The sequence below is a fragment of the Terricaulis silvestris genome (assembly GCF_009792355.1).
Classification (GTDB): Bacteria; Pseudomonadota; Alphaproteobacteria; order Caulobacterales; family Aquidulcibacteraceae; genus Vitreimonas; species Vitreimonas silvestris.
In genome coordinates, this window is record NZ_CP047045.1 from 3,298,756 (window position 1) to 3,314,620 (window position 15,865).

Consider the following 15,865-nt stretch of genomic DNA (forward strand, 5'->3'; position numbering starts at 1 on the left):
ACGCCGAGGATGTGATCGCAAGTCCGCACAACCGCGGCGGTTAGCGCCGTGTTCAGCAGATAAGCGCGCGCGCCGTAGCCGACAGGTACGCCCGCCCGAATGCCCGATCCGGCTCGAGATAGGCCCCCTCCGCCCACTCATTCCAAGCATTGATGAAGACCAGCCGGCGATCATGTGGGAGAGTTCGCTCAGCGCGTGAAATCGCGGCGCGCAGCCACGCGGAATAGGCCTCAGGCGTGGAGCGGTGATAGATGGTGCCGGCTCCAGGCCGTCTCGCCTCATTGTCCCAACCTGGCATCACACCAGGAAAAAAAGGATGCCGCCTTTGGCCCGCCGCGTTCATGCGGCGCACCTCCGCTGCCGCAACCGCCCCATAATCGTACACTGCACCGTCATGGCTTTGGTTGAGCCAGCGCAGCGTCGGATCAATACGATCAGCGACAAAGCCATGCGGTGGAAACTCGACAAGCGCGTCGAAGCCGAGACGCGCCGGTTCATCGAAGCGAAATGCATTGGTGGCGACGAGGTAGACGCCATTCCAGCCGCGCTTCGCGGCCTCTTCGCGCCAGAGCGACGTCATCTCGTGCGCATTCGGTATAATGTCTGGCCGGTAGACGACCAGAAGTGGTTTGCCGTCGATGCGGAGGTAGCGGGGATCATCCATGTGGCGCGCCAGATCGGCGAAGACGCGACGATGATCATCCAAGCTATGGTTCTGAGCGATCAGGATTTCATTGTCGGCGCCATCCCAACGCCGGGTCCAGTTCTCGTTGGCCCAGCATAGGCAGAACTCTAGATTGATCGATCGATCGACGACAAACGCGTCGAGCGGCGCTTCCAACAGGCGCTTTCCGGCGAACCAATAGTAGTGAAAGCAAAACGCCGCGATACCATGCGCGCGCGCCAAATCTGCTTGCTGCTTAAGCAAGCCCGGGGTTCGAAGGTCATAGAAACCGAGTTCGCCAGGCAGACGCGGTTGCTGGTGGCCAAGGTACTGCGGCGCTGCCTTTGCGACGTTAGTCCATTCGGTGAAACCCGCGCCCCACCATGCGTCGTTCTCCGAGATGGGGTGAAACTGCGGCAAATGAAATGCAACCAGTCTCGCGCCCGATCGTGACGGCGCAGGCGTGGCCGCTCCATCTACATATGCCGCGTCCCTCGCCCCGCGGGCGACTGCGAGCCGGTTCTCGAAATCGGCGCGCAATGCGGCGTCATCGTCGCCGCCCTCGCCGCCAACGATGATGCGTCCGCCATTGCGTGCTTCGGTCGGCGGCGCCGCTGCGTCGCGCACACGCGCCAGCCATTTCGCGCGCTTGGCGGAGCCAACTACGAAGCGGCGCACGCTCTGCGGCAGCTTTCTAAATGTCGCCCTGGCGACGATCGCCGCGACCCCGGTCAGACTGGGCACCGGCTGCTCATGGTAGTTGTCGGTGCGGACGTTGGCGCCGACGAAGATGAACGTGTCAGCACCCTGAAACAGGATGTCGAGCGCTTCGATGGTCACCGGCGTCGTGAATGCGCTGCGCCAGATTCCGGGCGCGGTGCTGACGAGATCTGCGTTACGCCGACCTCCGCCCGCCAACACTGCGCTGAGTTCGAGCCGCAGAGCGCCTTCGAGAGCGCGCGCCTGCACTTCCACGAAGTACTCTCCCGGCGCCAATGCCGTTGAGCGGCCCTGTTCGGCGCTGAGCCGCCCACGGGGGCCGCTCCCTGTGACTCGCAGAACCGGAAATGCCAGCGCACCATCTGTTTCCAAATCGCTCAGCGCGTCGAGATGAAGCTTCACGTCATGCATAGAAGGTCGTTCGCAGCGAAGGCGACACGAACCACTTCACCGTTCGTCTGCGATCTTGAGCAGATATTCGCCATAGGTCGACTTGGCAAGGCGCTGACCACACTGGCGCAATTGCTCGCGGTCGATGAAGCCCATTCGGAATGCCACCTCTTCGAGGCAGGCAACTTTGAGTCCCTGGCGCTTTTCCAACGAGCGCACGAACTCCGCCGCCTCAAGCAAGGAATCCGGCGTCCCCGTGTCGAGCCACGCAAAGCCGCGGCCCATGCGCTCGACGGTCAATCGGCCCTGCTCCAGATAGACGCGGTTCAGGTCGGTGATTTCGAGTTCGTTGCGCGCCGATGGCTTCAAGCTTCGCGCCAAATCCACGACCTGTGCGTCGTAGAAGTAAAGCCCCGTTACCGCCCAGTTTGATTTAGGATTTGCAGGCTTCTCTTCGATTGTCTGAACACGTCCCGTTTCGTCGAAGGACACGACGCCAAACCGCTTAGGGTCGGCCACCTGGTAGGCAAACACGGTAGCGACGTCGGTGCGGGACGACGCTCTGGTCAATTGTTCGACCAAGCCGTGGCCGTAGAATATGTTATCTCCGAGCACGAGTGCTGCGCCATCGCCGGCGAGAAATTCTTCGCCGATCAAAAACGCTTGCGCGATGCCGGCGGGGGCGGGCTGCGCGGCGTAGCTAAAGCGCACGCCCCAATCGGCGCCATCACCCAGGAGACGCTCGAATTGGGGGAGATCTGCCGGCGTGGAGATGATGAGGATGTCACGGATGCCGGCGAGCATCAGCGTGGAGATCGGATAGTAGATCAGCGGCTTGTCATAGACGGGCGCCAGCTGCTTCGAGATCGCGCGCGTGATCGGATGCAGGCGCGTGCCCAGGCCTCCAGCCAGAACAATTCCCTTCATTCGACTCTCCAACCGCGGGCCGCGATATCGTCGACGCAGGCCGCCAAGGCCTCCCGCCACGGCCGCAAGCGCACGCCATAGTCAGCAGCCAGCTTCGAGCAATCCAATCGCGAATTGGCCGGACGCGCCGCGCGTGTGGGATAGTCGCGCGCAAGGATGGGCGCAACCGCGGCTGAAGGTCCACCGCGCGCTGCCGACAGGGCAAAGGTCTCGGCGGCCAAGTCCGCCCAAGTCGTCTCACCGCAGCCGGCGCAGTGATAGATGCCAAAGGCGCCGCCATCGCTGACTCTGTCGGTCACGGCGAGGATGGCCTTGGCCAGGTCTTCAGCGAATGTGGGGCAGCCGAACTGATCGCTCACGACGTTGATCTGACCGCGCATCTTGGCCAAGCGAAGCATTGTGCGAACGAAGTTCGAGCCCTCCGTGGCGAACACCCATGACGTTCGCAGCACGATGGCGCGCGGATTGGCGCCAAGGACGCGCTGCTCACCTTCGAGCTTGGAGCGCCCGTACACGGAGGTCGGCATGGTTGCGTCGGTTTCGACGTACGGCGCGCGCTTCGCGCCATCGAACACATAGTCAGTCGAAATCTGGATCATAACCGCGCCGCAGCGGGCCGCCGCCAGCGCCACCGCCTCGGGGCCGGTTGCATTGACGGCAAAGGCGCGGTCCGGCTCGATCTCGGCTTGATCGACAGCGGTGTAGGCCGCTGCGTTGACGACCACGTCGGGGCGGATGTGCTCGATCGTCTCCACCAGCGCCGCGGGCGCCTCCAAGTCACTCTCGGGACGACCTAAGGCTTGGACCGCGCGATCGCGTGCGCCGCTTCTCAGCGCGCGGGCAACCTGACCGCTTCGACCAATCACCAGTACGTTCACGCGCGCTTCGCCTTATCGGCCAAACCGAGACGCTCGACGCCAACGCCACGCGCACGCAGCGGCTCCCACCACGCGCCGTTGTCGAGATACCACCGCACCGTGCGCTCAAGCCCGCTTTCAAAGTTGTCGAGCGCACGCCAGCCGAGCTCATTCTCCAACCGGCTCGCATCGATAGCATAGCGCTGATCGTGGCCGGGCCGGTCGGTCACGAACTCGATCAGGTCGCGGTGCGAGCGCGCTTTTGGCGCGAAGCGATCCAGCAAGTCGCAGATGCCGTGCACCACTTGTAGGTTTGTTCGCTCGTTGCGGCCGCCGACATTGTAGGTGCGCCCGGGTTTGCCCTTCTGCGCGATGAGGCACAGCGCAGCGACGTGATCGTCGACATAGAGCCAATCACGCACGTTGGAGCCGTCGCCGTAGACTGGCAACACGCGCCCATCGAGCCCGTTCAAGATGACGAGCGGAATGAGCTTTTCCGGCAGATGATACGGCCCGTAATTGTTGGAGCAATTCGAGATCATCACCGGCATGCCGTAGGTATGACTCCACGCGCTCGCGAGGTGATCGGCGCCGGCCTTGCTCGCCGAATACGGCGAGCGCGGATCGTACGGGGTGTCTTCCGAGAACAAGCCGGTGGCGCCGAGTGAGCCATAGACTTCATCCGTCGACACGTGAACGACGCGGAAGACCTCGGCGCGCTCTCGGCTCAGCTGCTGCCAGTAGGCGCGGCTTGTTTCGAGCACGGTGAAGGTGCCGACGAGATTGGTCTCGATAAACGCGGCCGCATGCGTAATCGATCGATCGACATGGCTCTCCGCCGCGAGGTGAAACACCAAGTCCGGTTGGTGCTCGCGCATCGCCGCATCCATCGCAGCGCGATCGCAAATATCGGCTTGGACGAAACGAAAGCCGGGCGAATCGGCGATTTCCGAGAGCGATGAGAGATTGCCGGCGTACGTGAGCTTATCGATCACGACGGCGTTCCAGCCGAGATCGCGCACGACGTGGCGCGCGAGTGCGGAGCCGATGAACCCCGCGCCGCCGGTGATCAATGCTTTCATGGCAAACGTCCTGGGCTAGAAGTGCGCGCCAAGCGCGCCAAAGGATGGAAAAGCACGATCTCGCTCCGACATCGAAATTTCACGCGGTTCAAGCGTCCAGTCGATGGCGATGCTGGGATCGTCCCAGACGATGCCCTCTTCGTGCTCGCGGCTGTAATAGTCGCTGACTTTGTAGAGCACCTCGGTATCCGGCTCGAGCGTCACGAACCCGTGCGCAAAGCCTTTCGGCACGAACAGCTGCGCGCCATTTTGGGCGGACAAAACCGCCGACACCCATTGGCCAAAAGTCGGCGAAGTGCGCCGGATATCGACTGCGACATCCAAGATAGAGCCGCGGAGCACGCGCACGAGCTTATCCTGCGCGCGCGGCGGATGTTGAAAGTGCAGCCCACGCAGCGTGCCGCGGACATGCGAGAGTGACTGATTGTCCTGCACGAACACGGCGCCGCCGAGCGCGCTCCGCAGCGTCTCAGCGTTGAAGGTCTCACTGAACCAGCCACGTTCATCCTCAAAGCGGCGCGGCGTGAAAATCCAGACGTCGGCAATCGCCAAAAGCTGGATTGGCGACGCCAGATTCGGATAATCCTTTGCCTGATCCGAGCGACGTTTCTCGTCCGACACCCTTTACTCCCATCGACTTAAGGCGCTCGCCTCTTCCAACTTTTGCGTTCTTTTCCAGGCTTCCATTGGCGGCAATTCGAGACGCGTCGCGAGGTACCGCGGCCGTTGCTCCGAAACCACGAATGCTTTACTCGCCTGTCGATGTTCGCGAAATCGTAGTCGTTGCTGCGAGCGAAGTCGAGCTAACGGGCCAGCGTGACGCCTCTCGCCACTATCATCGTCGTGACGCACAACAGCGCGCGCTGGATGGCGCGCCAGCGTGCGGCGCTGGAGGCCCAGACGGATCGGCGCTGGCGGCTTGTGGTGATCGACAACAGCTCAAGGCCGGATCAACGACCGACAGCAGTGGACCTGCCAGGCGGCGGGCAGTTGATCCAAAGCGAAATCAATCTGGGTTTCGCCGAAGCCAATAATGTCGGCGCGAGCGGCGCCGAGACACCCTACCTCGTCTTCCTCAACCCCGATGCGTTTCCCGCGCCGGATTGGCTCGCCACCTTGATCGAAACGGCCGAACGCCACCCCGACGCGGCGGCGATCGGCTCGACACAAGTGCGCGCGGACGCCGAAGATGTGTTCGACGGCACCGGCGATGTGCTGCACGCGAGCGGACTCGCCTATCGCTCCAATTTCGGCAAACGGCGCCAAATGACGCCGCCGCTCGGCGAAACGTTCTCCGCGTGCGCGGCGGCCATGCTTGTGCGCCGTGAGGCGTTCGAGGCGATTGGCGGCTTTGACGCGCGGTATTTCTGCTTTTTCGAGGACGTCGATCTCGGCTTTCGCCTGCGGCTCGACGGAGGCCGTATCTTGCAATCGCCGTACGCGGTCGTGGCGCACGTCGGCGGCGGCGCGACGACCGGCACGGCGTTCGCAAGTTTCCATGGCGCGCGCAACCGGACCTGGACGTTCTTCAAATGCATGCCGGCGCCTTGGTTCTGGCTGCTGTTGCCGGCGCATCTCATCGCATGCGCGCTGGCCGCGACAATTTCACTTTTCGCCGGACGTGGTTTTGCAGCGTGGCGCGGATTTTTGACCGCGCTCGTGACGCTCGACCCGATCCTGCAAGCACGCGCCATCGTTCAGCGCGCGCGTGTTGCGCCGACCCGCGACATTGCAGCGGCGTTGGCTTGGAGCCCGCATCTTTTCTTTGGGCGCAGGCCCTTTATCCGCCCACTGGACTAGCGGCGCGCGATCATCGGTAACACGACCATCAACGCCGCGCCTGCACCTTCGCCGAGCCACCGTTCCAGTGGCGAGCGCGCGAACTTACGGAAGTATCGCGCAAAGCCCCGCGCCTTGTGCCGCGCGATCTCGGACGCGGGCGCTGCACTGGTGGCGCCTGCATGCGCGCCGTGTGGACCGGGAACGAACAGCACCGGCCAGCCGGCCTCTTCCGCGCGGCGGCAAAGATCGACGTCTTCCACGTGAAGGAAATAGCCTTCGTCGAAGCCACCCAGCGTGGCGAGATCAGTGCGGCGGACGCAGAGCAGAGCGCCGCTTACCGCGCCGGTGCGGATCGGCGCGGCAGGCAGCGGATCACGGTGACGGTTGAAGTCGCGCAGCGCTGGCGAGAACCGCTCCAGGTGCGAAAGACCGGTGAATGAGACGAAAGCCCGCCACAACGTCAGCCGCTCACGGCGTGCGCCGCGCCCAGTGCGCCCAGAGGCGTCCCGGAGATCACCGCCAACGATTGCGGGCGGCGGCGCGGCTGTAAGCGCTTGCGTGAGCTGTGTGATGGCGTCCGGCGCAAGCGACACGTCAGGGTTGATGAATGCGAGCACGTCCCCGCGAGCCTGCGCCGCGCCCAGATTGCACGCCGTCGCAAAGCCGACATTGCCGTGGCCGCGGATGATGCGCACGCGCGGATCGCTCGCTGTAGCGTCTATGGCGCGAACTTCGGCGTCTTCGTTGCCGTTATCGACGAGGATGATTTCGTCGATGCCCGACGCGGCGCTCACCGACGCGAGGCAGCGCGCGAGCGCTGGGCCCGTGCGATAGGTGACGATGATCGCACACGCGCTCAAGACAAAGCGTTCCTACGCCATGATGACTGGCGCGTGTCTTATAGCGGTTTGTGAAAGCGAGCCTAGTTGCTCTGGTGCGCGAGCAGAAGCTCGGCCAGCTCAAGGTCGCGATCCGGCGTTGCCATCGGGCTCGCGGCGTAGCTCGCCGTAGTGATGTAAGCCTCGACAGGCGCCGTCTCGACTGGCTCAGCGGTGCTGAGACGCAGCACTGGCGCTTCGACCACCTGCGGCGCCGGCGCAAACGTGGCGCCGCGATCCGTCAGCGCGATGGAGCGGATGTGCTCGATGCGCTCTTCCGTCGCCGCGCGCGTGATTTCGAGCGAAGCGGTGGTGCGCGCGAGTTGGCTGCGGATGGTTTCGAGTTCAGTCGGCGACAACGGCGACGGGAACGCGGGCAGCGAGGCGTAGGGATCGTCGGCAGCGTTAGCATTCGGATCGAGACCGAAACCAGAGGCGAGGCTGGTGCCAATCAGCCCGCCGAAACCGGCAGGCGAAAAGATGGTCACGGCAAGCACCGTCGCGGCCACGCCGGTAAGGCTGGACTTGACGATGGTGTCGCGAACTTCCCGTCCGTAGTCCGCTGGCTTGTCCGACATAAAACGCTCCCACGCGCCGGCGCGGCTCCCCCGCTAGGGTCCCCTATACGCGCCAGAAGCGTACCAAACCTTAAATCCTGGTCGGCGCCAAGCCTCATGAGCGATAACCCAGTGACGATGCTGAAATGTTGCTTACGGAATGGAGGCTGCATGCCGACGCCGCGGGCGCGCCGATGAAGCGCGGATTCACCGCTGCGAGCTTCGCAAGCGCGGCGCTGTTCGCCCTCGCACCCGGCTTCGCCGTTGGCGGCGCGCTTGGTTTTGCGATGCTGCTGCTCGTGGCGGGGCTCTTGAGCATCCGGCCTTCGCTTGTCCTCACCGCTTGGAAAAAGCGGCCTGTTGTCATTGGCTTGCTTCTCACCTTCACGGCCTGGGCGGTCCTCAGTGTGGCGTGGTCTCCCTATGAGGCCGCAGAACAGGGCCTGAAAGTCGCCCTCCTCGTGCCGGTCGGACTCATGTTCGCGGCCGCGGCGACGGCGGACGCCGACATGCGCCGGCTCACCGCCGCGGGCGGGTTGGCGACGGTCATTGTGCTCATCGTGCTGCTGGCGATCGAGGCTGGCCTGGATATGCCGTTCAACCGCGCCGCCCAGCCGGACATCGACCCCGGCCAGCTCGTCCGCAACGTCGGCCGGGGCGCGGCCTTCCTCGTTGTGGTCGCTTGGGGGGCGGTCGCCGGCCTGCTCGCCATCGGCGGTGGCGCCCGATTCGCTACTGCAGCGCTGGTGTTGGCGTCGACTGCCGCGATCTCACTCCAGTTTGATCAGTTCGCCAACGCTGTCGCCCTTGCGGCAGGTCTTTCGGCGTTCGCGTTCGCTTTCGCGCTACCACGTTTCGGCGTGCTCGTTGTGACTGGCGGCTTGGCGCTTTGGGCGCTGATCGCGCCATTCGCGACGCCGCTCGTTCTTTCGAACCAACGCTTGGTCGATGCGCTGCCGCTGAGCTGGGCCGCGCGCGCAGGGATTTGGGACTATGTGTGCGCGCGTATTCTTGAGCAGCCGCTGATCGGACACGGACTCGAAGCATCGCGCACGGTGGAAGATCGCATTCAGGTGCGCGAACTCGATATGCGCGGCATCCCCATGCATCCGCACAGCGCGAGCTTGCAGATCTGGTACGAGACCGGCGCAATCGGCGCCGTGCTTGCCGCGGCGGCGTTGCTGCTCGGCGGACGCTGGCTGGCGCGCGCTTATGGAGACGATCGCGCCAGCGCTGCGGGCGCGGCCGGAACGATTGCGGCAGTCGGCGTGATCGCAAACGTCAGTTTCGGCGCTTGGGCGGAATGGTGGATCGCGACGATGTTTATCGCCGCCGCAATCGTAGGATCAGTCAGAGCGCGCTGAGCTTTGGCTCCAAACGCAGCACTTCGGTGAACGCTAGCAACAGATGATACACGATCGACGCCGGCACGGCTTCGGCCATTGGCGCGCCGTCGCGATCAAAGCGATCGACCCAGAGACCGGGCTTGGAGCCCGCAAAATAGCGGTCAAACAGTAGATTTACGCTTTCGGCAACTTGAGCGCGCGGATCGCGACCTGTGAGTTCGTAGAGCGCAAGCCAACCCTTTATGCGTTCAGTGTTGGTCCAGGCGCGCGACGCGCCTTGCAGCACCGCGCCGTCATCCCACACAGTGTCGAACACGGCGCGGGAGCGTTCGTCCAAGCCAAACCGTTCGCCGAACGCGATCAAGGCTTCCGGATATCCTGCGACGCTTTCACCCGTTAGCCGCTGATGCTGCGCGAGAATCCAAGGCCATTCGAAATGGTGACCCGGTTCAAGCACACGCCCTGCTTCACTGTCGAGGCGCGTCCAGTCCGGCCCGAAGCGTTCGCCCAAGGTCACGCCATCAAAGAGTTTGGATTTGAACAGGCCGATCAACTCACGCGCTTGATCGAGGAAGCGCTGATCGCCGCTAGCCTCGAAAGCAGCGAGGCAAGCCTCGGTCAGGTGCATGTGCGGGTTTTGCAGCAGCACGCCGTCATCCGGAAGCTTGCTGACAAAGCCGCCATTCGGCGCGCGCATGCTGCGTTGGATGTAGTCGAGCGTCGCGTACGCGTGAGCGAGCGCTTCAGCGTCGCCGGAAGCGCGATAGCGCCAAGCCATGGCGAAGATCACAAACGCTAAATCGTAGAGATCGGGTGTCGGATCGATCGCGCTGCCGTCGCGCGACAGCGACTTGGCCCAGCTCCCGTCAGGCTGGCGTGCATGCGCGACGAGATAGTCGTAGCCCAGCTTCGCCATCGCCGCGCCCGGCGCCCAACCAAGCATTGCGGCATGCGAGAATCCGTAAATCTGGCGCGCCTGGACGCGGACGCGCTTGAAGTCGCACGCGGTCGGCGCGCCTGAATGTGAAAGCTCTTCCAGAAAGCCGCCGTGCTCCCGGTCAACGCCATGCTCCGCCCAGAACGGCAGCGCATCGCGGAAGATCCAGTCGCGGATGGCGGCAAAGGGAATCTGCGTCACGCGCGATCTTTGCCGAGGCGGCTTCCCGCGCGCAAGAACATGCGCGAGAACGGGCGCATGACTCACCGCATCATCCCCGCGATCATGTCTGGCGGCGCCGGCACGCGGCTCTGGCCGCTCTCCACCGACGCGCAGCCGAAACAGTTTCACGCTCTGGCAGGGGACGAGAGCCTGTTCGCCACGACGGCGCAGCGCGTGCGCGGCGTTGTGGGCGACGTGTCGTTCGCGCCGCCGATCGTGCTTTGCAACGAGACGCATCTCGCTATGGCGCGCCGAGAACTCGGCGGCGAAGCGGCGGTGTTCGTGCTGGAACCTGTGCCGCGCAACACCGCCGCTGTCGGTGCGATTGCCGCCGCGGTGGCCGCGGAGATCGATCCGGACGCGCTGGTGCTCCTTCTGCCGGCGGATCACATCGTCGCAGACGCTGCCGCGTTTCACGCCGCCATCTCTCGCGCCGCACCGTTCGCGCACGAACGGATCGTCACGTTCGGCATCGCGCCGGACCGGCCGGCGACCGGGTACGGCTATATTCAGCGCGGAGAAGCACTCGGCGACGGCGTGTTTGCGATCGACTCGTTCCGCGAGAAGCCGAATGCAGAGACCGCGCACCAATATCTGACGACCGACGCCTATTCCTGGAACGCCGGCATCTTCCTGTTTCACCCGGAGCGGCTGTTGGCGGAGTTCGATGCGAGCGCCGAGATTCGAGACCGCGCGCTTGCCGCGCTTTCAAATGCCTCGCGTCACAACGATGAGATTCATCTCGATGCAGGCGCCTTTGCAAGTGTGCCCTCACAGCCGCTCGACATCGCAGTGATGGAGAAGACGGCGCGCGCCGCTGTTGTGCCATGCGACATCGGTTGGGTCGACATCGGCTCCTGGGATGAGATCTGGCGCGTCTCACCACAAGACGACGCGGGCAATGCAACACACGGGCCGGTGACGACTCTCGACGCTTCGCGCAACTTGATCCGATCCGAAGGCCTCACGGTGTGCGTAGCCGGCGTCAGCGATCTGATCGTGGTCGCGACGGACGAAGCGGTCATCATCGTTCCGCGCGATCGCGCTCAGGATGTGAAGGCGATGCGGGAAGCGGTGCTGAGAAAGCTCTAGTGCGCAGCGCGGAGACCGAAGCGCAACACCGTGTCGGGCGCTGCGCCATCTATGTGGCCGGGATCAAGAACGAAGAGCGCCTCGCCGAACGCGGACAGCGTTTCGCCGGCGAAGTAGCGATAAGCCAAGGCAAAACGCAGCTCGCGGCCTGATGGCGTAGGGCTGAACGTCCGCTCTTCGTAGGTCAGACTCTGGCGGCCGTATTTTGTCGCGGTGGGGGCCATGAAGCTCAACGTTCCGCCCTCGATGCGCAGCGGCTGCGCCACGGACAGCGACAACGCGCCATCACCGTTCGCGAGCCAAGCTGGCGTCATGGCGAACGTCGTTTCCAGTGAGAACGCCGTTGTCCGAAGCGGAGACGACACGTCGAGCCAGCCGCTTCCGCCCAATTCGGCAACACCGAACTCCGCATTCACGGCCACTTCGACGCCTGGCGCGACGTCGGCCTGCGCGGCGATGCCGGTTAAGCGCGTTTCGCCGGCCGGTGTCACGCCGAAATCCTGGGACCACGCCAAGCCGAGCAGACCGCTCTCCTCTTCCACGCGCCCGACGGTGAGATCGAGGCCGAACGCGCCCCGGTGGAACGAAGCCCGCGCGGCGGTCGCGCGACGGTCCGAGGGCGCAAGAAACGGAGTCCTTGCGGCGTCGCCGCTTTCCGAAAGCAGTGACAAGCTGAGCCCTTCTCCGAGTTGGCGGGTCAGGCGGAGCGACAGGTCGGCGTTGACCAAATCGAGGAGCCCGACGACGTCGCCGCCGCCCTCATACATTGTGCGCGCGCCGTGCGCGGCGATGGAAGCGGTCAGCCCAGGCGCGATGTCGGCGTCGATGCGCGCTGGCGCCTGCTCGAAATCGTCGCGATCAATCGGGCCGCGATACGAGTCGGGCAGCGTTTCGCCGCCGAAGGCGATCTGCATGCGCGCGCCTTGCTCGCCGCGCGCCGTTCGCCAGAGCAGAGGCGCCTGCGCCGAGCCGGAAGGGCCTGCTGCGGCGCTCAACCAGTTGTCGGCGAGATTCACCGGGAAAGTGCGGTTGTAGTGATCGAAACCGGCGACGGTCCACGCCGCGGTGTTGACCGCCATGCCATCGCCAAACGCGGCGCCCACGCCACCGAGCGTTGTGCCAGAGTCTAAGTCAGGTGCGCCCGGCATCATCATCATCGTGGGCACTGAGAGCGGACCGACTGGCTGGAACGCACGCCCCACGTTTAAGCGTCCGCGCCCGTTCACGGCGTCCGTGCCCGGCGCGCCGGTGTCGTCAGCAGTGGTGAACAAAAGATCGACAACTTGTGTTGGCGTCAGACCGGGGAACGCGTCCATCACCAACGCGACGGCGCCGGCCACGTGGGGCGACGCGTAGGACGTGCCCTGGATACGGCAGAGATTAGCGGCAAGGCCAGCCGACGCGCCACAGCTCTGAAATCCCGGCACGGGTCCCACGGGGCCATAATCGGGCACAATGATCTGCCAGCCGGGCGCAGTGAGGTACCAATCGTCTGCGCTGCCCGGCGGATTGGACGCTGGGTTCACTGTGCCGTTCGCGTTGAGACCACCGGCGATCATGATGAGGCCGTTCGACACCAGCGGATCGATGGCAAGGAAACCGGGATAGTTCGGGCGCGTTGCGCCGATGTCTCCATCATTGCCGGCGGAGACCACGATGATGACGCCTGCCGCAGTGGCGTTGCGAATAGCCTGCTGGACGTTGGCGGCCGTCGGCGAACTGGAGCCGAGCGAAAGGTTGATGACATCGACGCCCTGCTGACGCGCATAATCGATCGCGCTGGCTAGGTCGTTGCTTTCGAACAATCCAGAGCTGTTGTCGGCGCGGATCGCCAGGATAGTGGCGTCGAAGGCGACGCCCACGGTTTGCGCGCCGTTATAGTTGCCGGCGATCAGTGAAGAGAGTTCGCTGCCGTGGGTCTCGTTGGTGACGAGCGCATTGCGGCCGGGACGAATGTCGATCGAGTTCGGCGAAATCCGGCCGGTTAGTTCGGGATGCTCCGGGTGGATGCCGGTGTCGATCACGCCGACGAGCACGCCTTCGCCCGTCGCGCCGTTTTGCCAAGCGACTTGTGCGTTGACGCCGCCAACGCCCCAGTTGGCCGTGAACTCGCTGCTGCCCGTGGCAGGAAAATCGCCGTCCGCGTGAGGAGGCGCGGGGGGCGGAAACACGGGTGGGCTTGGCGGAGGCGGGGGCGAGACGATCATACCGCCGCCGCCACCTCCACCGCCGCCGGCGCAAGCGCCGAGCAGCGCGAGCACGATCGCGTTCAGCATCAGCCGGCTCGATTTTAGATCGTTCATCGGCGAGGCTCCCCCTCGACGCTGTTTTATCTCATCGCCGAGCGCGCGCTAGCGCGCCGGTGCATCAGAGCAGCTCTTTTGCCGTTTCGACTAGCGCTTCCGCCGTGATGCCGAAGTGCTTGTAGGCGTCCTTGGCCGGCGCTGACGTGCCGAAGCTCGACATGCCGACGAACGCGTCAAGACCGAACGCTTCGAACCAGCCCTGCCCGATCGCGGCTTCGCAGCCGATCTTCAGCTCTTCGTCGTCGCCGCAGACGGCGTTCTGGTAAGCTTCGTCCTGCAACTCGAACATCTCGAAACAAGGCGCGGAGATAACGCGCGTCGGAATGCCTTCGGCTTGCAGCATTTCGCGCGCCTTAGCCGCGAGCGCGACTTCAGTGCCGGTGGCGAAGATCGCGACTTTCGACACGCCGCCCTCGGCCGGCAGCAGTTCGTAAGCGCCGCGCACAGAGAGGTTTTCGCTCGCGTCGTCGCGCAGCGCCGGCGTGGCTTGGCGCGAAAGCGCGAGGATGCTGGGTCCATCTTCATTGAGCAGCGCGGCTTGCCAGCATTCAGCGGCTTCCACCGCGTCTGCGGGACGGAAGACGTGCAGGTTCGGGATAGCGCGCAGCGCTGCGAGCTGTTCGACCGGTTGGTGCGTGGGGCCGTCTTCGCCCAGGCCGATGCTGTCGTGCGTCATGACGTGGATGACGCGGATGCCCATCAGCGCGCCCAGACGGATCGCGGGGCGCGAGTAATCGGCGAACGAGAGGAACGTGCCGGAGTACGGAATCACGCCGCCGTGCAGCGCCATGCCGTTCATCGCCGCGGCCATGCCGTGCTCGCGGATGCCGTAGCGCACGTAGCGGCCTTCGCGATTCTCCGGCGTGAAATCCGCTGAGCCCTTGGCGTGCGTGTTGTTGGAGCCGGTGAGATCGGCCGAGCCGCCGAGCAATTCGGGGCACGCGTCGAACATGGAGTCGATTGCCGCGCCGGAAGATGCACGCGTGGCGAGCGACGGCTTCTCCGCCGCCATTTTCGCGGCCTGCATGCCGAGTGCGGCGATCGCGGCTTCGACATTGCCGCCGCTCATCGCCGCAACGAACGCGTCGCGCAGCGGATCGCGCTTCATTTTGGTTTGCCAGAGTTCGCGTGCGCCGGCGCTGCGTGCGCCGACTGCGCGCCAAGCTTTGACGATGTCGTCCGGAATTTCGAACGGGCCGTGCGCCCAGCCGAGCGCGGCTTTCGCGGCGGCAAGTTCTTCAGCGCCCAAGGGCTCGCCGTGCGCCTTCGCGGTGCCTGCTTTCTTCGGCGCTCCGAAACCGATCGTGGTCTTGCACGCGATCAGCACGGGCTTGTCGGATTTCGTCGCGGCTTCAAACGCGCGCGCAACGTCGGCCATGTCATGGCCGTTGCACGAGAGCACGTTCCACTGGCTCGCAGCGAAGCGGGCTTTCTGGTCGGTGTTGTCCGACAGCGAGACCGCGCCGTCGATCGAGATCGAATTGTCGTCCCAGATCACGATCAGCTTGTTGAGTTTCTGGCGGCCGGCAAGCGCGATGGCTTCCTGGCTGATGCCTTCCATCAAGCAGCCGTCGCCGGCGATCACCCAGGTGCGGTGATCGACGAGATCGTCGCCGAAGCGCGCGTTGAGATGCGCTTCCGCCATCGCCATGCCGACAGCGTTAGCAAGACCTTGGCCGAGCGGGCCGGTTGTGGTCTCGATGCCGGAAGCGAGAAAGTTTTCCGGGTGGCCGGCCGTCTTCGAACCGAGCTGGCGGAAGCGCTTGATCTCATCGAGCGTCATGTCCGCGTAGCCGGTCAGATAGAGCAGCGCGTAGAGCAGCATCGAGCCGTGGCCCGCGCTCAGCACGAAGCGGTCGCGGTCGGGCCAATTCGGTTCGGACGGATCGTATTTGAGGAACTTCGAGAACAGCACGGTGGCCGCATCCGCCATGCCCATCGGCATGCCGGGGTGGCCGGACTTCGCCTGCTCCACCGCGTCCATCGCCAGCGCGCGGATGGTGTTGGCGAGCTTCTGCGCGTCGACGCCTTCGATCAGTTCGCTCTTGCTCATGCGTGATCCTTGCCCAGGCTGTGTTTAGCGCCGATTCGGGCGCTTTGCCTGG

13 protein-coding genes are annotated in these 15,865 nt (G+C 64.5%); 3 read left to right on the top strand and 10 right to left on the bottom strand.

Annotation, left to right across the window (positions count from 1 at the left end; all coding sequences use genetic code 11):
- Positions 1-52: 52 nt before the first annotated feature.
- From DSM104635_RS16890 to rfbC, 5 genes are read right to left on the bottom strand one after another with little or no spacing between them, the layout of a single operon-like run.
- The gene (locus DSM104635_RS16890; RefSeq protein WP_158767341.1) at positions 53-1,795 is read right to left on the bottom strand and encodes a glycosyltransferase WbsX family protein; all 1,743 of its coding nucleotides are present in this window, start codon (positions 1,793-1,795) and stop codon (positions 53-55) included.
- A 36-nt stretch (positions 1,796-1,831) separates the two neighbouring features.
- Positions 1,832-2,701, bottom strand: a complete 870-nt coding sequence (gene rfbA, locus DSM104635_RS16895; protein WP_158767342.1) for a glucose-1-phosphate thymidylyltransferase RfbA — start codon at positions 2,699-2,701, stop codon at positions 1,832-1,834.
- The gene (rfbD, locus tag DSM104635_RS16900; RefSeq protein WP_158767343.1) at positions 2,698-3,579 is read right to left on the bottom strand and encodes a dTDP-4-dehydrorhamnose reductase; all 882 of its coding nucleotides are present in this window, start codon (positions 3,577-3,579) and stop codon (positions 2,698-2,700) included. The genes rfbA and rfbD overlap by 4 nt, the downstream gene beginning before the upstream one ends.
- A complete protein-coding gene (gene rfbB / locus DSM104635_RS16905; protein WP_158767344.1) occupies positions 3,576-4,640 on the bottom strand; it encodes a dTDP-glucose 4,6-dehydratase in 1,065 nt (354 codons plus the stop codon). Before rfbB ends, rfbD begins: the two co-directional genes overlap by 4 nt.
- A gap of 15 nt (positions 4,641-4,655) precedes the next feature.
- Positions 4,656-5,261, bottom strand: coding sequence for a dTDP-4-dehydrorhamnose 3,5-epimerase (rfbC, locus tag DSM104635_RS16910; RefSeq protein WP_228445735.1), 606 nt, complete (start codon positions 5,259-5,261; stop codon positions 4,656-4,658).
- Positions 5,262-5,456: 195 nt separating this feature from the next.
- Here rfbC and DSM104635_RS16915 point away from each other — a divergent pair, with 195 nt between their 5' ends.
- The gene (locus DSM104635_RS16915) at positions 5,457-6,440 is read left to right on the top strand and encodes a glycosyltransferase family 2 protein (RefSeq protein WP_158767345.1); all 984 of its coding nucleotides are present in this window, start codon (positions 5,457-5,459) and stop codon (positions 6,438-6,440) included.
- Here DSM104635_RS16915 and DSM104635_RS16920 read toward each other — a convergent pair.
- Both DSM104635_RS16920 and DSM104635_RS16925 read right to left on the bottom strand, forming a co-directional pair.
- Positions 6,437-7,282 carry a glycosyltransferase family 2 protein gene (locus DSM104635_RS16920; protein WP_158767346.1) on the bottom strand — a complete coding sequence of 282 codons (846 nt, stop codon included), beginning with the start codon at positions 7,280-7,282 and terminating at the stop codon, positions 6,437-6,439. The genes DSM104635_RS16915 and DSM104635_RS16920 overlap by 4 nt on opposite strands.
- A 62-nt stretch (positions 7,283-7,344) precedes the next feature.
- Positions 7,345-7,878 (bottom strand): hypothetical protein, encoded by a 534-nt coding sequence (locus DSM104635_RS16925; RefSeq protein WP_158767347.1) that lies wholly within the window; start codon positions 7,876-7,878, stop codon positions 7,345-7,347.
- Positions 7,879-8,003: 125 nt separating this feature from the next.
- Between DSM104635_RS16925 and DSM104635_RS16930 the strand changes: the two genes are divergently transcribed.
- Positions 8,004-9,221 (top strand): O-antigen ligase family protein, encoded by a 1,218-nt coding sequence (locus DSM104635_RS16930; RefSeq protein WP_158767348.1) that lies wholly within the window; start codon positions 8,004-8,006, stop codon positions 9,219-9,221.
- Here the strand turns inward: DSM104635_RS16930 and DSM104635_RS16935 are convergent.
- Entirely contained in the window at positions 9,208-10,341 is a 1,134-nt protein-coding gene (locus DSM104635_RS16935) for an AGE family epimerase/isomerase (RefSeq protein WP_158767349.1), read from the bottom strand. The genes DSM104635_RS16930 and DSM104635_RS16935 overlap by 14 nt on opposite strands.
- A gap of 57 nt (positions 10,342-10,398) precedes the next feature.
- Between DSM104635_RS16935 and DSM104635_RS16940 the strand changes: the two genes are divergently transcribed.
- Entirely contained in the window at positions 10,399-11,454 is a 1,056-nt protein-coding gene (locus tag DSM104635_RS16940; protein ID WP_158767350.1) for a mannose-1-phosphate guanylyltransferase, read from the top strand.
- On the opposite strand, the gene DSM104635_RS16945 is transcribed toward DSM104635_RS16940, so the two are convergent.
- Both DSM104635_RS16945 and tkt read right to left on the bottom strand, forming a co-directional pair.
- Positions 11,451-13,757: a S8 family peptidase gene (locus DSM104635_RS16945; RefSeq protein WP_158767351.1), complete on the bottom strand. Its 2,307-nt coding sequence runs from the start codon at positions 13,755-13,757 to the stop codon at positions 11,451-11,453. The two genes, DSM104635_RS16940 and DSM104635_RS16945, sit on opposite strands and share 4 nt — an antisense overlap.
- 64 nt (positions 13,758-13,821) lie before the next feature.
- A complete protein-coding gene (gene tkt / locus DSM104635_RS16950; RefSeq protein WP_158767352.1) occupies positions 13,822-15,813 on the bottom strand; it encodes a transketolase in 1,992 nt (663 codons plus the stop codon).
- Positions 15,814-15,865: the final 52 nt, after the last annotated feature.

Coding starts and splice junctions, on each gene's coding strand:
- DSM104635_RS16890 (WP_158767341.1), bottom strand. CDS start 1,795: ATGCATGACGTGAAGCTTCATCTCGACGCGCTGAGCGATTTGGAAACA.
- rfbA (WP_158767342.1), bottom strand. CDS start 2,701: ATGAAGGGAATTGTTCTGGCTGGAGGCCTGGGCACGCGCCTGCATCCG.
- rfbB (WP_158767344.1), bottom strand. CDS start 4,640: ATGAAAGCATTGATCACCGGCGGCGCGGGGTTCATCGGCTCCGCACTC.
- DSM104635_RS16925 (WP_158767347.1), bottom strand. CDS start 7,878: ATGTCGGACAAGCCAGCGGACTACGGACGGGAAGTTCGCGACACCATC.
- DSM104635_RS16930 (WP_158767348.1), top strand. CDS start 8,004: ATGTTGCTTACGGAATGGAGGCTGCATGCCGACGCCGCGGGCGCGCCG.
- DSM104635_RS16940 (WP_158767350.1), top strand. CDS start 10,399: ATGACTCACCGCATCATCCCCGCGATCATGTCTGGCGGCGCCGGCACG.
- DSM104635_RS16945 (WP_158767351.1), bottom strand. CDS start 13,757: ATGAACGATCTAAAATCGAGCCGGCTGATGCTGAACGCGATCGTGCTC.
- tkt (WP_158767352.1), bottom strand. CDS start 15,813: ATGAGCAAGAGCGAACTGATCGAAGGCGTCGACGCGCAGAAGCTCGCC.